Annotated in this window: 19 protein-coding genes; 15 read left to right on the forward strand and 4 right to left on the reverse strand. The window is 69.8% G+C overall.

Features of this window, described 5'->3' with window-relative positions:
• Window positions 1-43 precede the first annotated feature (43 nt).
• The 7 genes from rsmD (at window position 44) to mutM (ending at window position 5,040) form a co-directional block, all read left to right on the forward strand.
• A complete protein-coding gene (rsmD, locus tag SLINC_RS31990; protein WP_067440371.1) occupies window positions 44-631 on the forward strand; it encodes a 16S rRNA (guanine(966)-N(2))-methyltransferase RsmD in 588 nt (195 codons plus the stop codon).
• 26 nt (window positions 632-657) lie between these two features.
• Complete coding sequence (coaD, locus tag SLINC_RS31995; RefSeq protein ID WP_067440374.1) at window positions 658-1,137, forward strand: pantetheine-phosphate adenylyltransferase; 480 nt, start codon at window positions 658-660, stop codon at window positions 1,135-1,137.
• A gap of 57 nt (window positions 1,138-1,194) precedes the next feature.
• Window positions 1,195-2,292, forward strand: coding sequence for an ATP synthase F0 subunit B (locus SLINC_RS32000; protein WP_067440377.1), 1,098 nt, complete (start codon window positions 1,195-1,197; stop codon window positions 2,290-2,292).
• Between the two features lie 151 nt (window positions 2,293-2,443).
• Window positions 2,444-3,088 (forward strand): YceD family protein, encoded by a 645-nt coding sequence (locus SLINC_RS32005; RefSeq protein ID WP_067440380.1) that lies wholly within the window; start codon window positions 2,444-2,446, stop codon window positions 3,086-3,088.
• A 2-nt stretch (window positions 3,089-3,090) separates the two neighbouring features.
• On the forward strand, window positions 3,091-3,264 hold the full coding sequence (gene rpmF, locus SLINC_RS32010; RefSeq protein WP_006139588.1) for a 50S ribosomal protein L32: 174 nt from the start codon (window positions 3,091-3,093) through the stop codon (window positions 3,262-3,264).
• A 19-nt stretch (window positions 3,265-3,283) separates the two neighbouring features.
• Window positions 3,284-4,096, forward strand: a complete 813-nt coding sequence (rnc, locus tag SLINC_RS32015; protein WP_067440383.1) for a ribonuclease III — start codon at window positions 3,284-3,286, stop codon at window positions 4,094-4,096.
• An 83-nt stretch (window positions 4,097-4,179) separates the two neighbouring features.
• Window positions 4,180-5,040 carry a bifunctional DNA-formamidopyrimidine glycosylase/DNA-(apurinic or apyrimidinic site) lyase gene (gene mutM, locus SLINC_RS32020; protein WP_067440386.1) on the forward strand — a complete coding sequence of 287 codons (861 nt, stop codon included), beginning with the start codon at window positions 4,180-4,182 and terminating at the stop codon, window positions 5,038-5,040.
• On the opposite strand, the gene SLINC_RS32025 is transcribed toward mutM, so the two are convergent.
• Window positions 5,013-5,414, reverse strand: a complete 402-nt coding sequence (locus SLINC_RS32025; protein ID WP_067440389.1) for a winged helix-turn-helix transcriptional regulator — start codon at window positions 5,412-5,414, stop codon at window positions 5,013-5,015. The two genes, mutM and SLINC_RS32025, sit on opposite strands and share 28 nt — an antisense overlap.
• Window positions 5,415-5,580: 166 nt before the next feature.
• The gene (locus tag SLINC_RS32030; protein WP_067440392.1) at window positions 5,581-6,699 is read right to left on the reverse strand and encodes a CAP domain-containing protein; all 1,119 of its coding nucleotides are present in this window, start codon (window positions 6,697-6,699) and stop codon (window positions 5,581-5,583) included.
• A gap of 168 nt (window positions 6,700-6,867) precedes the next feature.
• Here SLINC_RS32030 and SLINC_RS32035 point away from each other — a divergent pair, with 168 nt between their 5' ends.
• From SLINC_RS32035 to SLINC_RS32050, 4 genes are all read left to right on the forward strand, one after another.
• Complete coding sequence (locus SLINC_RS32035) at window positions 6,868-7,149, forward strand: acylphosphatase (protein WP_067440394.1); 282 nt, start codon at window positions 6,868-6,870, stop codon at window positions 7,147-7,149.
• A gap of 381 nt (window positions 7,150-7,530) precedes the next feature.
• Window positions 7,531-7,734, forward strand: coding sequence for a hypothetical protein (locus SLINC_RS32040; RefSeq protein WP_030667279.1), 204 nt, complete (start codon window positions 7,531-7,533; stop codon window positions 7,732-7,734).
• Window positions 7,735-7,955: 221 nt separating this feature from the next.
• Window positions 7,956-11,567, forward strand: coding sequence for a chromosome segregation protein SMC (gene smc, locus SLINC_RS32045; RefSeq protein ID WP_067440397.1), 3,612 nt, complete (start codon window positions 7,956-7,958; stop codon window positions 11,565-11,567).
• A gap of 184 nt (window positions 11,568-11,751) precedes the next feature.
• The gene (locus tag SLINC_RS32050; protein WP_067440400.1) at window positions 11,752-13,170 is read left to right on the forward strand and encodes a sugar porter family MFS transporter; all 1,419 of its coding nucleotides are present in this window, start codon (window positions 11,752-11,754) and stop codon (window positions 13,168-13,170) included.
• 138 nt (window positions 13,171-13,308) lie between these two features.
• On the opposite strand, the gene SLINC_RS32055 is transcribed toward SLINC_RS32050, so the two are convergent.
• On the reverse strand, window positions 13,309-14,280 hold the full coding sequence (locus tag SLINC_RS32055) for an LLM class flavin-dependent oxidoreductase (protein ID WP_067440403.1): 972 nt from the start codon (window positions 14,278-14,280) through the stop codon (window positions 13,309-13,311).
• A 317-nt stretch (window positions 14,281-14,597) separates the two neighbouring features.
• Here SLINC_RS32055 and ftsY point away from each other — a divergent pair, with 317 nt between their 5' ends.
• Complete coding sequence (gene ftsY, locus SLINC_RS32060) at window positions 14,598-15,800, forward strand: signal recognition particle-docking protein FtsY (protein ID WP_067440406.1); 1,203 nt, start codon at window positions 14,598-14,600, stop codon at window positions 15,798-15,800.
• Window positions 15,801-15,887: 87 nt separating this feature from the next.
• On the opposite strand, the gene SLINC_RS32065 is transcribed toward ftsY, so the two are convergent.
• On the reverse strand, window positions 15,888-16,544 hold the full coding sequence (locus tag SLINC_RS32065; protein WP_067440409.1) for a bifunctional DNA primase/polymerase: 657 nt from the start codon (window positions 16,542-16,544) through the stop codon (window positions 15,888-15,890).
• 434 nt (window positions 16,545-16,978) lie between these two features.
• Between SLINC_RS32065 and nsdA the strand changes: the two genes are divergently transcribed.
• The 3 genes from nsdA to SLINC_RS32080 all read left to right on the forward strand — a co-directional run bounded on the left by nsdA (window position 16,979) and on the right by SLINC_RS32080 (window position 20,476).
• Window positions 16,979-18,472 carry a transcriptional repressor NsdA gene (gene nsdA, locus SLINC_RS32070; RefSeq protein WP_067440412.1) on the forward strand — a complete coding sequence of 498 codons (1,494 nt, stop codon included), beginning with the start codon at window positions 16,979-16,981 and terminating at the stop codon, window positions 18,470-18,472.
• Between the two features lie 325 nt (window positions 18,473-18,797).
• On the forward strand, window positions 18,798-20,141 hold the full coding sequence (locus tag SLINC_RS32075) for an ammonium transporter (RefSeq protein WP_067440415.1): 1,344 nt from the start codon (window positions 18,798-18,800) through the stop codon (window positions 20,139-20,141).
• A complete protein-coding gene (locus tag SLINC_RS32080; RefSeq protein WP_006379495.1) occupies window positions 20,138-20,476 on the forward strand; it encodes a P-II family nitrogen regulator in 339 nt (112 codons plus the stop codon). Before SLINC_RS32075 ends, SLINC_RS32080 begins: the two co-directional genes overlap by 4 nt.
• Window positions 20,477-20,499 lie beyond the last annotated feature (23 nt).

Genomic DNA, 20,499 nt, shown 5'->3' on the forward strand with positions numbered 1-20,499 from the left:
AGCCACACTGAACCTTAAAGCCGCCCACCAACAAGGACCGAAGATGACCCGCGTGATCGCCGGCGCAGCCGGCGGACGTCGACTCGCCGTACCACCCGGCACCGGTACCCGCCCCACCTCCGACCGCGCACGCGAAGGTCTCTTCTCCACCTGGCAGTCCCTGCTGGGCGGCCCGCTCCAAGGCGAACGCGTCCTCGACCTCTACGCAGGCTCAGGCGCCGTGGGCCTGGAAGCCCTGTCCAGAGGGGCCGGCCACACCCTCCTCGTGGAGGCCGACGCCAGAGCGGCCCGCATCATCCGCGAGAACGTCAAGAACCTCGGCCTCCCCGGCGCGGAGGTCCGCGCAGGCAAGGCCGAACAGATCATCCGGACGGGGCCGCCGACCGAGCCGTACGACCTCGTCTTCCTCGACCCCCCGTACCGAGTCACAGATCACGATCTTCGGGAGATCCTCCTCACACTCCGCACCGAACGCTGGCTCACGCCGGACGCACTCGTCACCGTTGAGCGCAGCACCAGAGGCGGCGAATTCAGATGGCCCGACGGCTTCGAACCGCTCCGGGCCCGTCGCTACGGCGAGGGAACGTTTTGGTACGGTCGCGCCGCCTCTACGTGCGAAGACGCACGATGACCGGACCGGAGAGCGAGGGATCTCAAGTGCGCCGCGCCGTCTGTCCCGGGTCGTTCGACCCGATCACCAACGGACACCTCGACATCATTTCCCGCGCCTCACGTCTGTACGACGAGGTCTACGTCGCGGTGATGATCAACAAGTCCAAGAAGGGCCTGTTCGAGATCGACGAGCGGATCGACCTGATCCGCCAGGTCACCGCCGAGTACGGAAACGTCAGGGTCGAGGCCTTCCACGGCCTCCTCGTCGACTTCTGCAAGGAGCGCGACATCCCGGCCATCGTCAAGGGGCTGCGCGCGGTCAGCGACTTCGACTACGAGCTCCAGATGGCCCAGATGAACAACGGCCTGTCGGGCGTGGAGACCCTCTTCGTCCCCACCAACCCCACCTACAGCTTCCTCTCCTCCTCCTTGGTCAAGGAGGTCGCGACCTGGGGCGGAGACGTCTCCCACCTGGTTCCCCCGCTGGTCCTCGAAGCCCTGAACACGCGTCTGCGCGGGGACTGATGGGGCTACAGTCGTCCCGTCCGTCTCCAACACAGCTGTAGAGAGTGGCGAGCACAGGTGGACGTGCAGAAGAAGCTCGACGAGATCGTCGCCTCGGTCTCCGGTGCCCGGTCGATGCCCATGTCGGCCTCGTGCGTGGTCAACCGCGCCGACCTGCTCGCGATGCTCGAAGAGGTGCGCCAGGCCCTGCCCGGCTCCCTCGCGCAGGCCCAGGAGCTGATCGGCGACCGCGAGCAGATGGTCGAGCAGGCCCGCCAGGAGGCCGAGCGGATCATCGGGCAGGCGCACGCCGAGCGCGGCTCCCTGATCTCCGACACCGAGGTCGCCCGCCGCTCGCAGGCCGAGGCCGACCGCATCCTCACCGAGGCCCGCCAGGAGGCCGAGGAGATCCGAGCGGAGGCCGACGACTACGTCGACTCCAAGCTCGCCAACTTCGAGGTCGTCCTCACCAAGACCCTCGGCTCCGTCGGCCGCGGCCGCGAGAAGCTCCTCGGTACCGGACCCGGCATCGACGAGCAGGGCTACGAGGACGAGGACGCCCCCGAGCGCAGCCACGACCCCGAGACCCTGCGCCGTACCGCCGACGAGTACGTCGACATCAAGCTCGGCGCCTTCGAGGCGGTCCTCGCCAAGACCTTGGAGGCCGTCGGCCGCGGCCGCCAGAAGCTGCACGGCCGTATCGCCACGGACGACCTCGGCGCCCTCGCCGACGACACGTCCACCCTCCAGCACTCCAGCGACGCCGACTACCTGGCCGACCTGGCCGGCCACGCGGCACAGGGCACCCCGGCCCCCGCCGGGCAACCCGCCCCGGTGCCCCAGCAGTACGACCCGCAGACTCCGCAGGCCCCCCAGTCGCCGTACGAGTACCAGCAGCAGGCCGACCCCTACGGCGGCTACCAGCAGCCGGCCTACGCCCAGCAGGACGCCTACGGCTACCAGCAGGCCGATCCGTACGCCTACCAGGGCTACGACGGCGGGCAGCAGCAGGCCGGCTACGACCAGAGCCAGGTCCAGGGCCAAAGCCAGGCCGCGCAGCCGAACACCCAGCAGGGACACCAGACGTACGCCCTCGACGAGACCAGTCTCTTCGACACCGGCATGATCACTCCGGAGCAGCTCAGGGCCTATGAGCAGGGACGCGGAGCGAGCTGAACCGGTGCCGCCGGCCGGGAGCGCACACCGGATTGGGCCGTGAGCGAAAGGTCCAGTATCCTGGCTCTTCGGTCGCGCGTACGTCCGCGATCAACGCTGCCCGGGAACACCGAAGGGCAGCGCCCCAGAGCTCAGCAGATCGAAAGCAGGAATGGCCCTGAACGCCCGCCTCGACCACCGCAACCCTCTCGTGTTCGACACGCACGAGCTGGGTCGGCGGCCTGGTGCGCTACAGCGCCTGACCCGCGAGATCGACGCCCCCAAGGATCTCGGGATCCAGGGAGTCGTCGGGGTGCCGGAAGGCGCTCCGGTGAAGCTCGACCTCCGGCTCGAGTCGGTCATGGAAGGTGTGCTCGTCACCGGCACCGCCCGTGCACAGGCCGAGGGGGAGTGCGTAAGGTGTCTGGAGCCGCTGGAGCTGGCGCTCGCAGCGGACTTCCAGGAGATGTTCTCGTACCCCGACGCCGACGACCGTGGCCGCCCGAAGGCGGAACCGGCCGACGACGCCGAGGAAGACGAGGACAGGCTCTTCATCGAGGACGGCCTGTTCGACCTCGAACCCGTGCTGCGTGATGCGGTGGTGCTCGCACTGCCGATGCAGCCGGTGTGCCAGGACGACTGCCCCGGCCTGTGCTCCGAGTGCGGAGCACGGCTCGCGGACGCCCCGGACCACCACCACGACGCCGTCGACATCCGTTGGGCGGCACTGCAGGGACTCGCCGGTTCACTCGAAGATGGCGAGAAGGACGAGATCAGCGGCGCCGAAGCCGGCGTCGACGAGAAGCAGGAGAAGTAGCCGTGGCTGTTCCGAAGCGGAAGATGTCGCGCAGCAACACGCGCCACCGCCGGTCGCAGTGGAAGGCTGCGGTCCCCACCCTGGTTGCGTGCGAGCGCTGCCACGAGCCGAAGCTGCAGCACATCGCGTGCCCGGCTTGCGGCACCTACAACAAGCGCCAGGTCCTCGAGGTCTGAGCGGCTGGTGAGAGGCACTGTGTCCACGCCAAAGAAGAACGGCATCCGCGCAGGCGCGGTAGGCCCGGCGGACAACACGGCCTCGTCCCACACGCTGTTGGAAGGGCGGCTCGGGTACAAACTCGAGTCCGCCCTTCTGGTGCGTGCGCTGACCCACCGTTCCTACGCGTACGAGAACGGCGGCCTGCCCACCAACGAGCGCCTGGAGTTCCTCGGGGACTCCGTTCTCGGCCTGGTGGTCACGGACACGCTGTACCGCACCCACCCCGACCTGCCCGAAGGCCAACTGGCCAAGCTGCGGGCCGCGGTGGTCAATTCTCGTGCGCTGGCGGAGGTGGGCCGTGGGCTCGACCTCGGCTCCTTCATCCGGCTCGGCCGCGGTGAAGAGGGTACGGGCGGCCGGGACAAGGCATCCATCCTCGCCGACACCCTTGAAGCGGTGATCGGCGCGGTCTATCTCGACCAGGGGCTGGACTCGGCGGCGGAGCTGGTGCACCGCCTGTTCGACCCGCTGATCGAGAAGTCCTCGAACCTCGGAGCCGGCCTGGACTGGAAGACCAGTCTCCAGGAGCTCACCGCGACCGAGGGGCTCGGTGTTCCCGAGTACCTGGTCACGGAGACCGGCCCCGATCACGAGAAGACCTTCACTGCTGCCGCCCGCGTCGGAGGCGTCTCGTACGGCACCGGCACCGGCCGCAGCAAGAAGGAGGCGGAGCAGCAGGCCGCCGAGTCCGCATGGCGGTCCATCCGGGCCGCGGCGGACGAGCGAGCCAAGGAGGCGGCCGAGCGGGCCGCCCAGGACGGCGAAGGTCCGTCGTCCGTCTCCGCCTGACCGAACAAGCGCACACCGAGCGCCCGCCCTTTGCTTGAGGGCGGGCGCTCGGTTCATACACCGGTTAGGGACGGGGGAGCCTCATGCCCGAGTTGCCCGAGGTCGAGGTCGTACGGCGTGGCCTTCAGCGGTGGGTCGCCCATCGGGCGGTCGCCGAGGCCGAGGTGCTGCACCCGCGCGCGGTGCGCCGCCATCTCGCCGGCGCCGACGACTTCGCGCATCGCCTCAAGGGCCACCGCATCGGCACGCCCAGTCGCCGCGGCAAGTATCTGTGGCTGCCGCTGGAGGACACCCACCAGGCGATCCTGGCGCACCTCGGCATGAGCGGGCAGCTGTTGGTCCAGCCGCACGAGGCCCCGGACGAGAAGCACCTCAGGATCCGCGTGCGCTTCGCGGACGAGGTGGACACCGAACTGCGCTTCGTCGACCAACGCACGTTCGGCGGCCTGTCGTTGCACGACACCGCCCCGGACGGCCTGCCCGACGTCATCGCGCACATCGCGCGGGATCCCCTCGACCCGCTCTTCGACGACGAGGCCTTCCACCAGGCCCTGCGGCGCAAGCGCAGCACCATCAAACGGGCCCTGCTCGACCAGTCGTTGATCAGCGGCGTCGGCAACATCTACGCGGACGAGGCACTGTGGCGCTCACGCATCCACTACGAGCGTCCCACGGCGAACTTCACCCGCCCCCGCACCGCCGAACTCCTCGGCCACGTCCGGGACGTGGTGAACGAGGCGCTGGCGGTGGGCGGCACGAGCTTCGACAGCCTGTACGTCAACGTCAATGGCGAGTCGGGGTACTTCGACCGGTCGCTGGACGCGTACGGGCGTGAGGGCCTGCCCTGCAAGCGGTGCTCCACGCCGATGCGCAGGCGGGCGTGGATGAACCGGTCCAGCTACTTCTGCCCGCGGTGTCAGCGGGCGCCGCGCCTGGCGTCGTAGCGCTCGCGGGCCGCGAGGACGTCGTCCATCCGACCCTCCACGAACTGGATGAGGGTCATCAGCCGCTCGGCGACCTCGCGGCCGAGCGGGGTCAGTTCGTAGTCCACGCGGGGCGGGTTGGTGGGCTGGGCCTCACGGTGGACCAGGCCGTCGCGCTCCAGGGCGTGCAGCGTCTGGGAGAGCATCTTCTCGCTCACGCCGTCCACGCGGCGGCGCAGCTCGTTGAAACGCATCGACCCCTCGTGCAGGGCGCCCAGGGTGAGGCCGCCCCAGCGCCCGGTGACGTGCTCCAGGGTGCCGCGCGAGACACAGGCCCTGGCGAACACGTTGTACGCGAGGTTCTGCTCCTCGGTGTCCTCGTGAGTGGTGCTCATGGCTCCAGAGTACGCGAGGAGAGCGCTTACCAGTAGGGGGCGCTAACCAGTGGTTAGCGGCGTGGTGGGCGAGCTGGGCGGGCCGGGTGGGCCGGGTGGGCCGGTGTGGGCCGACAGCGGTGAGGGGCGGGCCGCCGGTGCGGACCGCCCCCTCACGAACGGCGTTCTAGTAGCCGAAGTCCTGCGTCCACCACGGGCCGCCCGCCCCGAAGTGCACGCCCACGCCCAGCGTCTTGAAGTCGCAGTTCAGGATGTTGGCCTTGTGACCGGGGCTGTTCATCCAGGCGTCCATCACCGCGGCCGCGTCGGCCTGTCCGCGGGCGATGTTCTCGCCGCCGAGGTCGGTGATCCCGGCCTTCGCGGCCCGGTCCCAGGGGCTCGCCCCGTCGGGGTCGGTGTGGTCGAAGAAGGCCCGCGCGGCCATGTCGTCGCTGAAGGCCTCGGCCAGCTCGGACAGCGCGCTGTTGGCGGACACCGCGTTGCAGCCCACCTTGGCCCGCTCCTGGTTGACCAGCTTGAGGACCTCGGCCGCGGCCTGGGCCTCCGCGGAGACCGTGACCGGCTCGGTGGTCTTCTCGGGCGCCTTCGTGGCCGCCTTGGAAGGCGGCGTCTGAGGCTTCTTGCCCTGGTTCTCCTTCGGCTTCTTCGACGGCTCCTCGGTCGGCGTCGCCGTCGGCGTCGAGGGGGACGGCGTGGGCGAGGCGGAACGCTCGGCGTCCCGGCTGGTGGATCCTCCGCCGGTCTCGCGGTCCTCGGCGCTGCCGGAGGTGCCGCCCTGCTCGATCGGGCTGTTGGTCGGCACGCCCGTCGCCTGCACCTGGCCGGCGCTGTTGCTGTTGCCGCCGCCGATCTTGTAGTTCTCCAGGCCGGGCACCGCACCGGTGGCGACGGCGACCGTGCCGAGGGCGACCGCGGCGGAGACACCGAGCAGCCCGGTCTTCACCTGGGCCGGCCGCTTGCGCCGACGGTGCGACCCGGAACGCCGGGGCCCGCCGTCGGGCGTGTAGCTCTCGCCCCGGAAGATCGCGTACTCCTCCTCCGACGCGAAGAGGTAGGCGTCGCTCCTCGCGTTGGCCTCCTCGTACGTGGCGGCCTCGGCGAACACGGTCGTGTCGTCGTACGACGTGTCGGCGTGCGCGCCGGCGTCGTCGTACGTCGCGTTGTTCAGGTAGGGCGCGGTGCCGGCCTTGGTGCGGCCGGCCGCGTACGAGCCCTGCGTCTGTGTGACCCCCGTGGCGCGGCCCGTGGCGGCGCGGCCGGCGGCGGAGCGTCGGTGGCGTCCCATGTCCTTGCCTTTCTCGTCCTGGCGGTCGACGCGTCCCCCCGGCCAACCAAGCTCACAAAACTCACACGATGGAGTGAGTTTCGTATGAGATTCATTGGTGGAGGACGGTACCGCATGGCGAGAGAGGGGGAAGTGCCCAGAGAGACATTGGCCCGTTAGGTTGCACTCATGAGCGAGGATGTGCGACTGGTCGCCTGGGTGCGAGGACATGTCCAGGGTGTGGGTTTCCGCTGGTTCACGCGGGCCAAGGCGCTGGAGATCGGCGGCCTGAGTGGTTTTGCTCTCAATTTGGCCGACGGACGGGTCCAAGTGGTCGCCGAAGGGCCCCCCATGGGCTGCCAAGGACTCCTCGACTGGCTCCAGGGTGACGACACGCCCGGGCGCGTGGACGGCGTCACCGAGATCTGGGACACACCCCGCGGGGGGTACGACGGCTTCGCCATCCGTTGAGCCGGTTCTGTAAAACAGCCCAGGCGGAAGCGGAGGGACCTGACTCCGGCATATGCCCGCAGCAGAAAGGTGCTGGTGGTTGCCAAGAACCGCTTGCCGTGGCAGGCTCCGCACGTAAGGATGATCGCCACGCCCCGAGGGCCCCGAAGGAGTCGCGTCGCCGCCGGTTCAGGCCGCGCAGACCCGGGTTGCCGCCAATACGGGGCGTGATCGTGTTGACCGTCAAACTTTTTGGTGAGACGCTGAAAGCACCCCGCGCACCTTAGCTGTTTGGCATGGAAGAACAGCAGCACGAACTAAAGAGTGTCAAGCACCGCGGGTGCGAATCCCTCACGACCCACACCGCTTCGGTCGGTCACTCAGTGTGGAGGACCATCCATCATGGCAAAGGCGCTTCTCGGTTACGTCGGCGGCTCCGACCCTCGACTCCTCGCCGAGATGCGACGGCTTCAGCAGCGTGTCCAGGACCTGGAATCCGAGCTCGTACGGATCCAGGCGGAGAACGACTCGCTCGCGGCTGCCGCTTCTCACGACAGGATCATGGAGAGCATCGACGCACACCAGGCGGAGCCTGCGCTCACCTGATCACTGCATCGCTCCACGACAGCACACGCAGTGGTTGGGCGGCCTGTATCAACCGCTAAGTTGTCAGAGTTTGCAAGGGACGCTTCGGCGTCCCTTCTTTCTTGCCCCCGCACCCTTTCACTCTCTTTAACGTTTGGTGTGCCCTGCATGTTCACGTGTGAAACCGCAGGGTGACGTGTGTTCGTGGAGTGAGACACCCCCTTTGGGTAGAGTCCAGCGGCGTGCACCTCAAGGCCCTGACCCTCCGCGGGTTCAAGTCGTTCGCCTCGGCGACCACACTCCAGTTCGAGCCGGGGATCACGTGTGTCGTCGGACCGAACGGATCGGGCAAGTCCAACGTCGTCGACGCGCTCAGCTGGGTCATGGGCGAGCAGGGCGCCAAGTCGCTGCGCGGCGGAAAGATGGAGGACGTCATCTTCGCCGGCACCACCGGCCGCCCCCCGCTGGGCCGCGCCGAGGTGTCCCTGACCATCGACAACTCCGACGGGGCGCTGCCCATCGAGTACGCCGAGGTCACCATCACGCGGATCATGTTCCGCAACGGCGGCAGTGAGTACCAGATCAACGGCGACACCTGCCGGCTTCTGGACATCCAGGAACTGCTGTCCGACTCCGGCATCGGCCGCGAGATGCACGTCATCGTCGGCCAGGGCCAGCTCGACTCCGTCCTGCACGCCGACCCCATGGGCCGCCGCGCGTTCATCGAGGAGGCGGCCGGCGTCCTCAAGCACCGCAAGCGCAAGGAGAAGGCGCTCAGGAAGCTCGACGCGATGCAGGCCAACCTCGCGCGCGTGCAGGACCTGACCGACGAACTGCGCCGACAGCTCAAGCCCCTGGGCCGCCAGGCCGCGGTCGCGCGACGGGCCGCCGTCATCCAGGCCGATCTGCGCGACGCCCGCCTGCGTCTGCTCGCCGACGATCTTGTACGACTGCGCCAGGCCCTGAAGGCCGAGGTCGCCGACGAGGCCGCGCTGAAGGAGCGCAAGGAGGCCGCCGAGTTGGAGTTGAAGAAGGCGCTCCAGCGGGAGGCGCTCCTGGAGGACGAGGTCCGGCAGCTCAGTCCGCGCCTCCAGCGTGCCCAGCAGACCTGGTACGAGCTGTCCCAGCTGGCCGAGCGGGTGCGCGGCACGATCTCGCTGGCCGACGCGCGTGTGAAGAGCGCCACCTCGGCGCCCCCGGAGGAGCGGCGCGGCCGTGACCCCGAGGACATGGAGCGCGAGGCCGCCCGGATCCGTGAGCAGGAGGCCGAGCTCGAAGCGGCCCTGGAAGCGGCCGAACGGGCCCTGGAGGACACGGTCGCCCACCGCGCCGAGCTGGAGGGCGACCTCGCACAGGAGGAGCGGCGTCTGAAGGACGTCGCCCGCGCCATCGCCGACCGCCGTGAGGGCCTGGCCCGGCTGAACGGCCAGGTCAACGCGGCCCGTTCACGCGCAGCCTCCGCCCAGGCAGAGATCGACCGGCTGGCCGCCGCCCGCGACGAGGCGCAGGAACGTGCCGTCGCCGCGCAGGAGGAGTACGAGGCCCTCAAGGCCGAGGTCGACGGCCTGGACGCCGGAGACGCGGAGCTGGGCGCACAGCACGACGCGGCGAAGGCGGCGCTGGCCGAGGCGGAGGCCGCTCTGAGCGCCGCCCGTGAGGCGGCCACGGCGACGGAACGCAGGCGGGCCGCCACCCAGGCCCGCCACGAGACCCTGGCCCTCGGCCTGCGCCGCAAGGACGGCACGGGCGCGCTGCTCGACGCCAAGGACCGCCTCACGGGACTGCTGGGCCCGGCGGCCGAGCTGCTCACCGTGACACCGGGCCACGAGGTCGCCCTGGCGGCGGCCTTCGGCGCGGCGGCGGACGCCCTGGCGGTGACGTCGCCTTCGGCGGCGGCAGACGCGCTGCGCCTGCTCCGGAAGCAGGACGCGGGACGCGCGTCGCTCCTCTTGGCGGGAGGCCCGGAAGACACGCCCCAAAGGGGCGCGGGGAACGGCGCGACCAGCCACGACCACCCCGCAGACTCCTCACGACCCGACTCGGCACGCCCTGCGGAGCACTTCGCGGCAGACCTGGTTCGCGGCCCCTCCGACCTCATGCCGGCCGTCCGCCGCCTCCTGAACGGCATCGTCGTCGTCGGCACCCTCGAAGACGCCGAGGACCTCGTCTACGCCCGCCCCGACCTCACCGCCGTCACCGCCGAAGGCGACCTGCTCGGCGCCCACTTCGCGCACGGCGGCTCGGCCGGCGCCCCCAGCCTGCTGGAGGTGCAGGCCTCCGTCGACGAGGCCGCGGCCGAGCTCGAAGAGCTGGCCGTCCGGTGCGACGAACTCGCCGAGGCGCAGCAGGCCGCCGTCGAGCGCCGCAAGGAGTGCGCCGCGCTGGTCGAGGAGCTGGGGGAGCGGCGCCGGGCCGCCGACCGGGAGAAGTCGGCCGTATCGCAGCAGCTGGGGCGGTTGTCCGGGCAGGCGCGGGGGGCCGCCGGTGAGGCGGAGCGCTCCACCGCGGCGGCCGCGCGAGCGCAGGACGCGCTGGAGAAGGCGCTCGAAGAGGTCGAGGAACTCGCCGAACGGCTGGCCGTCGCCGAGGAGATGCCGGCCGAGGAGGAGCCCGACACCTCGGTGCGGGACCGGCTCGCCGCGGACGGGGCCAACGCGCGTCAGACCGAGATGGAGGCCCGCCTCCAGGTCCGTACGCATGAAGAGCGGGTCAAGGGACTCGCCGGCCGTGCCGACTCCCTCGACCGTGCAGCCCGGGCGGAGCGCGACGCACGCGCGCGTGCCGAGCAGCGGCGGGCCCGCCTCAGACACGAGGCCGCGGTCGCGGAGGCCGTGGCGTCCGGCTCCCGTCAACTCCTCACACACGTGGAGGTCTCGCTCGGGCGCGCGGACGCGGAGCGGACCGCAGCCGAGACCGCCAAGGCCCGAAGGGAACAGGAGTTGACCGTGGCCCGGAACACGGGCCGCGATCTCAAGGCGGAACTCGACAAGTTGACGGATTCGGTCCATCGAGGCGAGGTACTCGGCGCCGAGAAGCGGCTGCGGATCGAGCAGCTGGAGACCAAGGCGCTGGAGGAACTCGGTGTCGAACCGGCGGGGCTCGTGGCCGAGTACGGCCCGCACCAGCCGGTGCCGCCCTCGCTCGCCGCCGAGGGCGAGGAGCTGCCGGAGGACCCCGAGCACCCGCGCAACCAGCCGAAGCCGTTCCACCGGGCCGAGCAGGAGAAGCGGCTCAAGGCCGCCGAACGTGCCTACCAGCAGCTCGGCAAGGTCAACCCGCTGGCCCTTGAGGAGTTCGCCGCGCTGGAGGAACGCCACAAGTTCCTCAGCGAGCAGCTGGAGGACCTGAAGAAGACCCGGGCCGACCTGCTCCAGGTCGTCAAGGAGGTCGACGAGCGCGTCGAGCAGGTCTTCACCGAGGCCTACCGGGACACCGCCCGCGAGTTCGAGGGCGTGTTCAGCCGGCTGTTCCCGGGTGGCGACGGGCGGCTGATCCTGACCGACCCCGACAACATGCTCACCACGGGCGTGGACGTCGAGGCCCGGCCGCCGGGCAAGAAGGTCAAGCGGCTGTCCCTGCTCTCCGGCGGCGAGCGTTCACTGACCGCGGTGGCGCTGCTGGTGTCGATCTTCAAGGCGCGGCCCAGCCCGTTCTACGTCATGGACGAGGTCGAGGCGGCGCTCGACGACACCAACCTCCAGCGGCTGATCCGGATCATGCAGGAGCTCCAGGAGGCCTCCCAGCTGATCGTGATCACGCACCAGAAGCGGACGATGGAGGTCGCCGACGCGCTCTACGGCGTCTCCATGCAGGGCGACGGCGTGTCGAAGGTCATTTCGCAGCGCCTGCGGTGACCTCGCTACCCATCTTCAAGAAGTGAACACAAGCTGACTTCTTGCGTCTCAAAACTCACACCTCCCCGCCTCTTGACTTCGACACTTGAAGGCATAGTCTCGGCAACGTTGCTTTTACCTTCAGGTAGCACGTATCTGGAGGGGCTGAACCGTCCGGCAGCGTTGCCGGGGCCGAGGAGTACACGTGACCAGCACAGCGCAGGCATCCAAGTCAGGAGCCGCATCGGCTCACCCCGATCATCTCGGGCACGTCATCTTCATCGCGGCGGCGGCCGCGATGGGCGGCTTCCTCTTCGGCTACGACAGCTCCGTGATCAACGGCGCCGTCGAGGCCATCCGCGGCCGCTACGACATCGGGTCGGCGGCCCTGGCGCAGGTCATCGCCATCGCCCTGATCGGCTGTGCCATCGGCGCCGCGACCGCGGGCCGCATCGCCGACCGCATCGGCCGTATCCGCTGCATGCAGATCTCGGCCGTCCTCTTCACGGTCAGCGCCGTCGGCTCGGCCCTGCCCTTCGCCCTGTACGACCTCGCGTTCTGGCGGATCGTCGGCGGCTTCGCCATCGGCATGGCGTCCGTGATCGGCCCGGCCTACATCGCCGAGGTCGCCCCGCCCGCCTACCGCGGCCGCCTCGGCTCCTTCCAGCAGGCCGCCATCGTCATCGGCATCGCCGTGTCGCAGCTGGTCAACTGGGGTCTGCTGAACGCCGCCGGCGGTGACCAGCGCGGCAAGCTGATGGGCCTGGAGGCCTGGCAGGTCATGCTCGGCGTCATGGTGGTCCCGGCCGTCCTCTACGGCCTGCTCTCCTTCGCCATCCCCGAGTCCCCGCGCTTCCTGATCTCCGTCGGCAAGCACGAGCGCGCCAAGCAGATCCTCGCCGAGGTCGAGGGCGACAAGATCGACCTGGACGCCCGCGTGGCCGAGATCGAGCACGGCATGAAGAGCGAGCACAAGTCGACCTTCAAGGACCTCCTCGGCGGCTCCTTCTTCTTCAAGCCGATCGTCTGGGTCGGTATCGGCCTCTCGGTCTTCCAGCAGTTCGTCGGCATCAACGTCGCGTTCTACTACTCCTCGACGCTGTGGCAGTCGGTCGGCGTGGACCCGACGGACTCGTTCTTCTACTCCTTCACGACGTCGATCATCAACATCGTCGGCACCGTGATCGCCATGATCTTCGTGGACCGGATCGGCCGCAGGCCGCTGGCCCTCATCGGCTCCGTCGGCATGGTGGTCGGCCTCGCGCTGGAGGCCTGGGCCTTCTCCCACCACCTCGTCGACGGCAAGCTGCCGGCCACCCAGGGCTGGATCGCCCTGATCGCCGCCCATGTGTTCGTCCTGTTCTTCGCCCTGTCCTGGGGTGTGGTCGTCTGGGTCTTCCTCGGCGAGATGTTCCCCAACCGGATCCGCGCCGCCGCCCTGGGCGTGGCCGCCTCCGCGCAGTGGATCGCCAACTGGGCCATCACCGCGAGCTTCCCGTCGCTGGCCGACTGGAACCTCTCCGTCACCTACGTGATCTACACGGTCTTCGCCGCGCTCTCCATCCCGTTCGTCCTCAAGTACGTCAAGGAGACGAAGGGCAAGACGCTGGAGGAGATGGGCTGAGCGCCCCCGCGAACTCGGGGGGAAGGGCCTTCAACCCCGCCGCCCCTCCCCTCGTCACCCGCCGTCGCCCCCGGTCCGGCCACTGCCCGGACCGGGGGCGACGGTGCGTGGGGGCACCTTCCGCGGGACCGGGGCAGGTCAGCCGCCCAGTTCCGGCACCACCCGTTCCGCGAACAGTCGCAGACTCCGCCACCCCTCCTCCACCGGCATCCCGCCCGCCAGCGGATGCAGCACCAGGTTGTCCAGGCCCAGCTCCACGCACTGCCCGGGAGTCAGCACCCGGTACACGCCCTCCGCGCGCAGCTCGTCGACCGTCGTGGCCGCCGACCGCACCGCGGAGCGGATGTCACCGGACTGCCAGGAGGCATATGTGCGGGCCTCGTGCAGGAAATGCTCCCCGTGCCGGTCCCACACCTCGTCCGGATCCTCGGCGATGTGCAGCAGGGGCGTCTCGGCGGCGGGCATCATGGTCCAGCCCTCGGTGCCGTACTCGACGAGCCGCTCCTTGTAGTACGCCTCCAGCTCGGGAAGGTGGGCGCTGGGGAAGAACGGCAGGCCGAGCCGGGCGGCCCGGCGGGCGGCCGCCTCGGAGGAGCCGCCGACCAGGAGCAGGGGGTGCGGGTCGGTGTACGGGCGCGGGGTGACCCGTACCGTGCGGCCCCGGTAGTCGAACTCCTCGCCGGACCAGGCCTTGAGCAGGGTCTCCAGGACCTCGTCCTGGATCCTCCCGCGCCGCTTCCACTCCACGTCGAAGAGCGCGTACTCCTCGGGCCGGTAGCCGATCCCGGCGACCGTGACCAGCCGGCCGCCGCTCAGCAGATCCAGTACGGCGATGTCCTCGGCCAGGCGCAGCGGGTCGTGCAGCGGGCCGATGACCGCCGAGACCGTGACCGCGATCCGGCGCGTGGCCCCGAAGACCGCGCCCGCGAAGGCGAACGGCGAGGGCAGCCAGTTGTTGGCGACGCCGTGGTGTTCCTCGGTCTGCACGGTGGTGATCCCCCGGGCGTCGGCGTACGCGGCCATCTCCAGGGCGGCCCGGTAGCGGGCGCTCAGGGAGGCGGAGGTCGCGCCGGGTTCGACGAGGTTGAAACGTACGACCGTGACGGGCATGGGTGTCCCCTTCGCCGGGCGGATGGGGTTCCGGTGCGGGGACGTTAGCTGACGAGGCGTCAGATCGCCATGGGGATGAGCGTGCCGCGAAGGAGTGAGGGCGTGTCGCAGCCCACTGCATGGACCACGACACGCCCTGGGTGACGCTTCAGTGCGCACCCGACCCGTTCCGATACTGGACGGGTTGTGACTCCGCTCCTGAGGAGCTTCCGGCCGACACGAAGTCGGACCGCGGGCCAGCCCGACCCGGTGGGACCGCAAGCCCACGCGCATGTAACGAAGGCGCGAGAGGGAGGTCACGCCATACTGGACCCGTTATGGAAATCGTCATCCTTGCTGTAGTCATCGCCGTGGTCGTGCTCGGTGCGCTCGGCGGGCTGGTCGTCGGCAGCCGGCGCAAGAAGTCGCTGCCTCCGCCGCCCCCCGCCGCACCCGACATCACCGCCCCTCCGGCCGAGCCGCATGTCGGCGACGAGGCCGAGACGCCCCGCGAAGAACCGCGCCGGACGATAGAGGAGGTGGATCTTCCGGACGGCTCCGCACCGGTCGTCGTCGAGGAGCCACCCTCGCTCGAAGTCCCCGAGATCGAGGTCCCGGAGCCGACGGCCGGACGTCTCGTCCGCCTCCGCGCCCGCCTCTCCCGCTCCCAGAACGCGCTCGGCAAGGGGCTGCTCACGCTCCTGTCGCGTGAGCATCTCGACGAGGACACCTGGGAGGAGATCGAGGACATCCTCCTCACCGCCGACGTCGGCGTGACCCCCACCCAGGAACTGGTCGAGGGCCTGCGTGAGCGCGTGAAGGTGCTCGGCACCCGTACCCCCGACGAACTGCGCGGCCTGCTGCGCGAAGAGCTGCTCAAGCTGGTCGGCACCGAGTTCGACCGCACCGTGAAGACCGAGCCGGAGACCTCCAAGCCCGGCATCGTGATGGTCGTCGGTGTCAACGGCACCGGCAAGACCACCACCACCGGCAAGCTCGCCCGTGTCCTGGTGGCCGACGGCCGCAGTGTGGTCCTCGGTGCCGCCGACACCTTCCGGGCCGCCGCCGCCGACCAGCTCCAGACCTGGGGCGACCGGGTCGGCGCCCACACCGTGCGCGGACCGGAGGGCGGCGATCCGGCGTCCGTCGCGTTCGACGCGGTCAAGGAGGGCAAGGAGATCGGCGCCGACGTCGTGCTCATCGACACCGCCGGTCGTCTGCACACCAAGACCGGTCTCATGGACGAGCTCGGCAAGGTCAAGCGCGTGGTGGAGAAGCAGGCCCCGCTCGACGAGGTGCTGCTCGTGCTCGACGCCACCACCGGGCAGAACGGTCTGGTGCAGGCCCGGGTGTTCGCCGAGGTCGTCTCCATCACCGGCATCGTGCTCACCAAGCTCGACGGTACGGCGAAGGGCGGCATCGTGATCGCGGTGCAGCGCGAGCTCGGCGTACCGGTCAAGCTGGTGGGTCTGGGAGAGGGGGCCGACGACCTGGCGCCGTTCGAGCCGGAGGCGTTCGTGGATGCGCTCATCGGCGACTGACCGACCGTATACGCGAAGAAGCGCCCGCCCCAAGGTGCAGTTGGAGCGGGCGCTTCGCTGTACGCCTTCGCCGTGTGCGCCGTGGGCCTATGCCCGCGACCGGTGGGCCACGTAGGCCAGCGTCCCCAGCAGCAGCCTCGCCGCCGGGGGCTTGGTCGCCGTGTCCAGGGCCGGGGGGCGGAGCCAGCGGGCCGGGCCCAGGCCGGCGCGGTCGGACGGGGGAGCGGTGATGTGGGTGCCGGGGCCGAGGCCGTGCAGGTCGAGGGAGGTCGGGTCGTCCCAGCCCATGCGGTAGAGCAGCTCGGGGAGTTCGGTGGCGGCGCCGGGGGCGACGAAGAAGTGGGCGCGACCCTCGGGGGTGGCGGTCACCGGGCCGAGGGGGAGGCCCATGCGTTCGAGGCGGACCAGGGCGCGGCGCCCGGCGGACTCGGCGACCTCGATCACGTCGAACGCCCGGCCGACCGGCAGCATCACCGCGGCGCCGGGGAACTCGGCCCAGGTCCTGGTGACCTCGTCGAGGGTGGCGCCCGCCGGAACGGGGGGCGCGAAGTCGAGGGGATGCGCGCCGGGGGCGGCGCAGTCGGCCCGCCCGCACGAACAGTCGCCGGCCGCGGCCCGTGCGCCCGGGACGACGTCCCAGCCCCAGAGCCCGGTGAACTCGGCGACCGCGGTGCACTCCGACGAGCGACCGCGCCGACGTGAACCGGAGCGGATCTCCCGAATGCCGCCGATCGTGAAGCCCATGTCCCCTCCAACGTGTCCCGCGCGCCGGTGGTTACGTGACGAACGCGAACTGTGACTCTCCGTCGCCGGTGCGGTGAACACCTGGCGCTCGGATGCGTCCCGGGTGGTGTGCTCGGCCGCGTGCGCCCCTGAGTGCATCGCTCCGCCCACCCCCGGTCGGTCTATGTCAAGTGAATCGTGTGGAGGCGACCGTGAGTTCATTCGAAGGGGTGGCGAATGGTGGCGTTTCCGGGATCGCCATGGCTGGACCAGTGATCGTAGGATTACTTTGAGTGCACGAGTCCTGGGGGCACATGCACTTGTGGGTATGCCGGAGGCAAGTCGGGTTCTCGTTCGAAGGGTGACAACTGCCGGACGGACGGCCCTATTTACCGGCATTCTGATAAGGCTTGGCGCACTCAGTGACAAGTGGTCTCAGGGATGGGGGCGTTCCAGTGAGCGGCAACGGCGATGGCGGTACGAACGCGACGAATGCCGGCACCACGGACAAGCGCCCCAACGAGCTGCTCACTTCATGGTTCGTGCGCAGCGGCTGGTCCAAGGGCGAGCTGGCCCGCCAGGTCAACCGGCGGGCCCGCCAGCTGGGGGCCAACCACATCTCCACCGACACCTCGCGCGTGCGCCGCTGGCTGGACGGTGAGAATCCCCGCGAACCCATCCCCAGGATCCTGTCCGAGCTGTTCTCGGAGCGGTTCGGCTGTGTCGTCTCCGTCGAGGATCTCGGACTGCGCGCCGCCCGCCAGTCACCCTCCGCGACCGGTGTCGACCTGCCCTGGACGGGCCCGCAGACGGTGGCCCTGCTCAGCGAGTTCTCGCGCAGCGACCTGATGCTGGCGCGGCGCGGCTTCCTCGGAACCTCGCTGGTCCTGTCCGCGGGCCCGTCCCTCATCGAGCCCATGCAGCGCTGGCTGGTGCCGGCGCCCTCCGTCCCGCGGCACGAGCCCGAGCCGGCTCCGTCGTCGGCCCGCCGCGGCCGGCTCTCCAAGCCCGAGCTGGACCTCCTGGAGTCGACGACGGCGATGTTCCGCCAGTGGGACGCCCAGTGCGGCGGCGGTCTGCGCCGCAAGGCGGTCGTCGGCCAGCTGCACGAGGTGACCGACCTGCTCCAGGAGCCGCAGCCCGAGGCCACCACCCGCAAGCTGTTCAAGGTCGCCGCCGAGCTCGCCGAACTGGCCGGCTGGATGTCGTACGACGTCGGGCTCCAGCCCACCGCGCAGAAGTACTTCGTCCTCGCCCTGCACGCGGCCAAGGAAGCCGGGGACAAGCCGCTCGGCTCCTATGTCCTGTCCAGCATGAGCCGCCAGATGATCCACCTCGGGCGGCCCGAGGACGCGCTGGAGCTGATCCACCTCGCGCAGTACGGCAGCCGCGACTGCGCGAGCCCGCGCACCCAGTCGATGCTGTATGCGATGGAGGCCCGCGCCTACGCCAACATGGGCCAGCCCGGTAAGTGCAAGCGGGCGGTCCGGATGGCCGAGGACACCTTCGGTGAGGCCGACGAGTGGGACGAGCCCGACCCCGACTGGATCCGCTTCTTCTCCGAGGCCGAGCTCTACGGCGAGAACTCCCACTCCTACCGCGACCTCGCCTATGTCGCCGGTCGCAGCCCCACCTACGCCTCCCTGGCCGAGCCCCTGATGCAGCGGGCCGTCGAGCTCTTCGCCAAGGACGACGAACACCAGCGGTCGTACGCACTGAACCTGATCGGCATGGCCACGGTGCACCTGCTGCGGCGCGAGCCCGAACAGAGCACCGTGCTGGCCGCCGAGGCCATGCAGATCGCCAAGAAGGTCCGCTCCGAGCGGGTCAACACTCGTATCCGAAAGACGGTCGACACGGCCGTACGCGATTTCGGTGACCTCGCCGAGGTCATCCACCTCACCGACCAGCTCGCCATCGAGCTGCCCGAGACCGCGGAGGCGGTCTGACACCGCAGGAGAACCCCCGAGACCCGGCCGCGGCCGGCCCTCCCGAACTGCCCGACTCGGCTCCCCCATTGCCAGGTCATCGGAAGGCCGGTCGCGGTCGGCTGCGTTCTCCGGCCGAAGGTTGCGCCACGATAACGATCAACGCGGCCCAATTCCGCCAGTTCATCTACGTGTAACACCCGGAGTGCCTTCGTCACGGCGGCGAAACAACGAGGGGCGTCCACCGAAACGGCGCTGCGCCAATCTCTTGCCGCATAACCGGCCCGCCCCTCAATCCGCTCAGGCTTCGCCCGCACGGGGCCGTACCAATGACGAGGAGACGCCGATGGCACCAGCCATCATGATGGCGGCAGACAAGGTAGAGCTGTCGCCCGCCAACACAGGTTTCATGCTCATCTGTTCCGCCCTGGTGATGCTCATGACCCCGGGACTGGCCTTCTTCTACGGAGGCATGGTCCGCGTCAAGAGCACCCTGAACATGCTGATGATGAGCTTCATCAGCCTCGGGATCGTCACCATCCTGTGGACGCTCTACGGCTTCTCCATGGCCTTCGGTACGGACTCCGGCAGCCTCATCGGCTGGAACTCCGACTGGGTGGGCCTCAGTGGCGTCGACAAGGGCGAACTGTGGGGCACGTACAACATCCCGCTGCTCGTCTTCTTCGTCTTCCAGCTGATGTTCGCGATCATCACGCCCGCCCTGATCAGCGGCGCGCTGGCGGACCGCGTGAAGTTCAGCGCCTGGGCGCTGTTCATCGCGCTGTGGGCCACCGTCGTGTACTTCCCCGTCGCCCACTGGGTCTGGGGTGAGGGCGGCTGGGCCTTCGACATGGGCGTGATCGACTTCGCCGGTGGTACGGCGGTCCACATCAACGCCGGTGCCGCGGCCCTCGGCGTGATCCTGGTCATCGGCAAGCGCGTCGGCTTCAAGCGCGACCCCATGCGCCCGCACAGCCTCCCGCTGGTCATGCTCGGCGCCGGTCTGCTGTGGTTCGGCTGGTTCGGCTTCAACGCCGGTTCCTGGCTCGGCAACGACGACGGCGTCGGCTCCCTGATGTTCGTCAACACGCAGATCGCCACCGCCGCCGCCATGCTGGCCTGGCTCGTCTACGAGAAGATCCGCCACGGCGCGTTCACCACGCTGGGCGCCGCCTCCGGTGCCGTCGCCGGTCTGGTCGCCATCACCCCGTCCGGTGGTGCGGTCACCCCGATCGGCGCGATCTGCGTCGGCGCCATCGCCGGTGTCCTGTGCGCCATGGCCGTCGGCCTGAAGTACAAGTTCGGCTACGACGACTCCCTCGACGTCGTCGGTGTCCACCTCGTCGGCGGTGTCGTCGGCTCGGTCCTGATCGGCTTCTTCGCCAGCGGCAAGGGCCAGTCCGACGTGGCCGGTGTCTTCTACGGCAAGCACGAGTGGGCCCAGCTGTGGAAGCAGCTCGCCGGTGTCGGCGGTGTCCTCGCCTACTCGCTGATCGTCTCCGCGATCCTCGCCCTCATCCTCGACAAGACCATCGGTATGCGGGTCGCCGAGGACGAGGAGGTGGCCGGCATCGACCAGGCCGAGCACGCCGAGACCGCATACGACTTCAGCGGCGCCGGTGGCGGTTCCGCCAAGGCCGCCGCCCCCGCCCCGGTCGGCGCAGGAGCAGGCAAGAAGGTGGACGCATGAAGCTCATCACCGCCGTCGTCAAGCCGCACCGGCTCGACGAGATCAAGGAAGCCCTCCAGGCCTTCGGGGTCCACGGACTGACGGTCACCGAGGCGAGCGGCTACGGTCGTCAGCGGGGCCACACCGAGGTCTACCGTGGTGCCGAGTACACCGTCGACCTGGTGCCGAAGATCCGCATCGAGGTGCTGGCCGAGGACGACGACGCCGAGGGCCTCATCGACGTCATCGTCAAGGCGGCCCGCACCGGCAAGATCGGCGACGGCAAGGTCTGGTCCCTCCCGGTCGAGACCGCCGTCCGGGTACGCACCGGCGAGCGCGGCCCGGACGCGCTCTGACCGAAGAGAAGAACCGAACAGGA

The sequence above is a fragment of the Streptomyces lincolnensis genome (assembly GCF_001685355.1).
Lineage (GTDB): Bacteria > Actinomycetota > Actinomycetes > Streptomycetales > Streptomycetaceae > Streptomyces > Streptomyces lincolnensis.

Excerpts from the sequence above, each read along its gene's own strand:
- SLINC_RS32065 (WP_067440409.1), bottom strand. The coding sequence starts at position 16,544 with ATGGGCTTCACGATCGGCGGCATTCGGGAGATCCGCTCCGGTTCACGT.
- ftsY (WP_067440406.1), top strand. The coding sequence starts at position 14,598 with ATGGAAATCGTCATCCTTGCTGTAGTCATCGCCGTGGTCGTGCTCGGT.
- SLINC_RS32080 (WP_006379495.1), top strand. The coding sequence starts at position 20,138 with ATGAAGCTCATCACCGCCGTCGTCAAGCCGCACCGGCTCGACGAGATC.
- SLINC_RS32030 (WP_067440392.1), bottom strand. The coding sequence starts at position 6,699 with ATGGGACGCCACCGACGCTCCGCCGCCGGCCGCGCCGCCACGGGCCGC.
- SLINC_RS32040 (WP_030667279.1), top strand. The coding sequence starts at position 7,531 with ATGGCAAAGGCGCTTCTCGGTTACGTCGGCGGCTCCGACCCTCGACTC.
- SLINC_RS32005 (WP_067440380.1), top strand. The coding sequence starts at position 2,444 with ATGGCCCTGAACGCCCGCCTCGACCACCGCAACCCTCTCGTGTTCGAC.
- SLINC_RS32035 (WP_067440394.1), top strand. The coding sequence starts at position 6,868 with ATGAGCGAGGATGTGCGACTGGTCGCCTGGGTGCGAGGACATGTCCAG.
- SLINC_RS32025 (WP_067440389.1), bottom strand. The coding sequence starts at position 5,414 with ATGAGCACCACTCACGAGGACACCGAGGAGCAGAACCTCGCGTACAAC.
- SLINC_RS32055 (WP_067440403.1), bottom strand. The coding sequence starts at position 14,280 with ATGCCCGTCACGGTCGTACGTTTCAACCTCGTCGAACCCGGCGCGACC.
- mutM (WP_067440386.1), top strand. The coding sequence starts at position 4,180 with ATGCCCGAGTTGCCCGAGGTCGAGGTCGTACGGCGTGGCCTTCAGCGG.
- SLINC_RS32075 (WP_067440415.1), top strand. The coding sequence starts at position 18,798 with ATGGCACCAGCCATCATGATGGCGGCAGACAAGGTAGAGCTGTCGCCC.
- rsmD (WP_067440371.1), top strand. The coding sequence starts at position 44 with ATGACCCGCGTGATCGCCGGCGCAGCCGGCGGACGTCGACTCGCCGTA.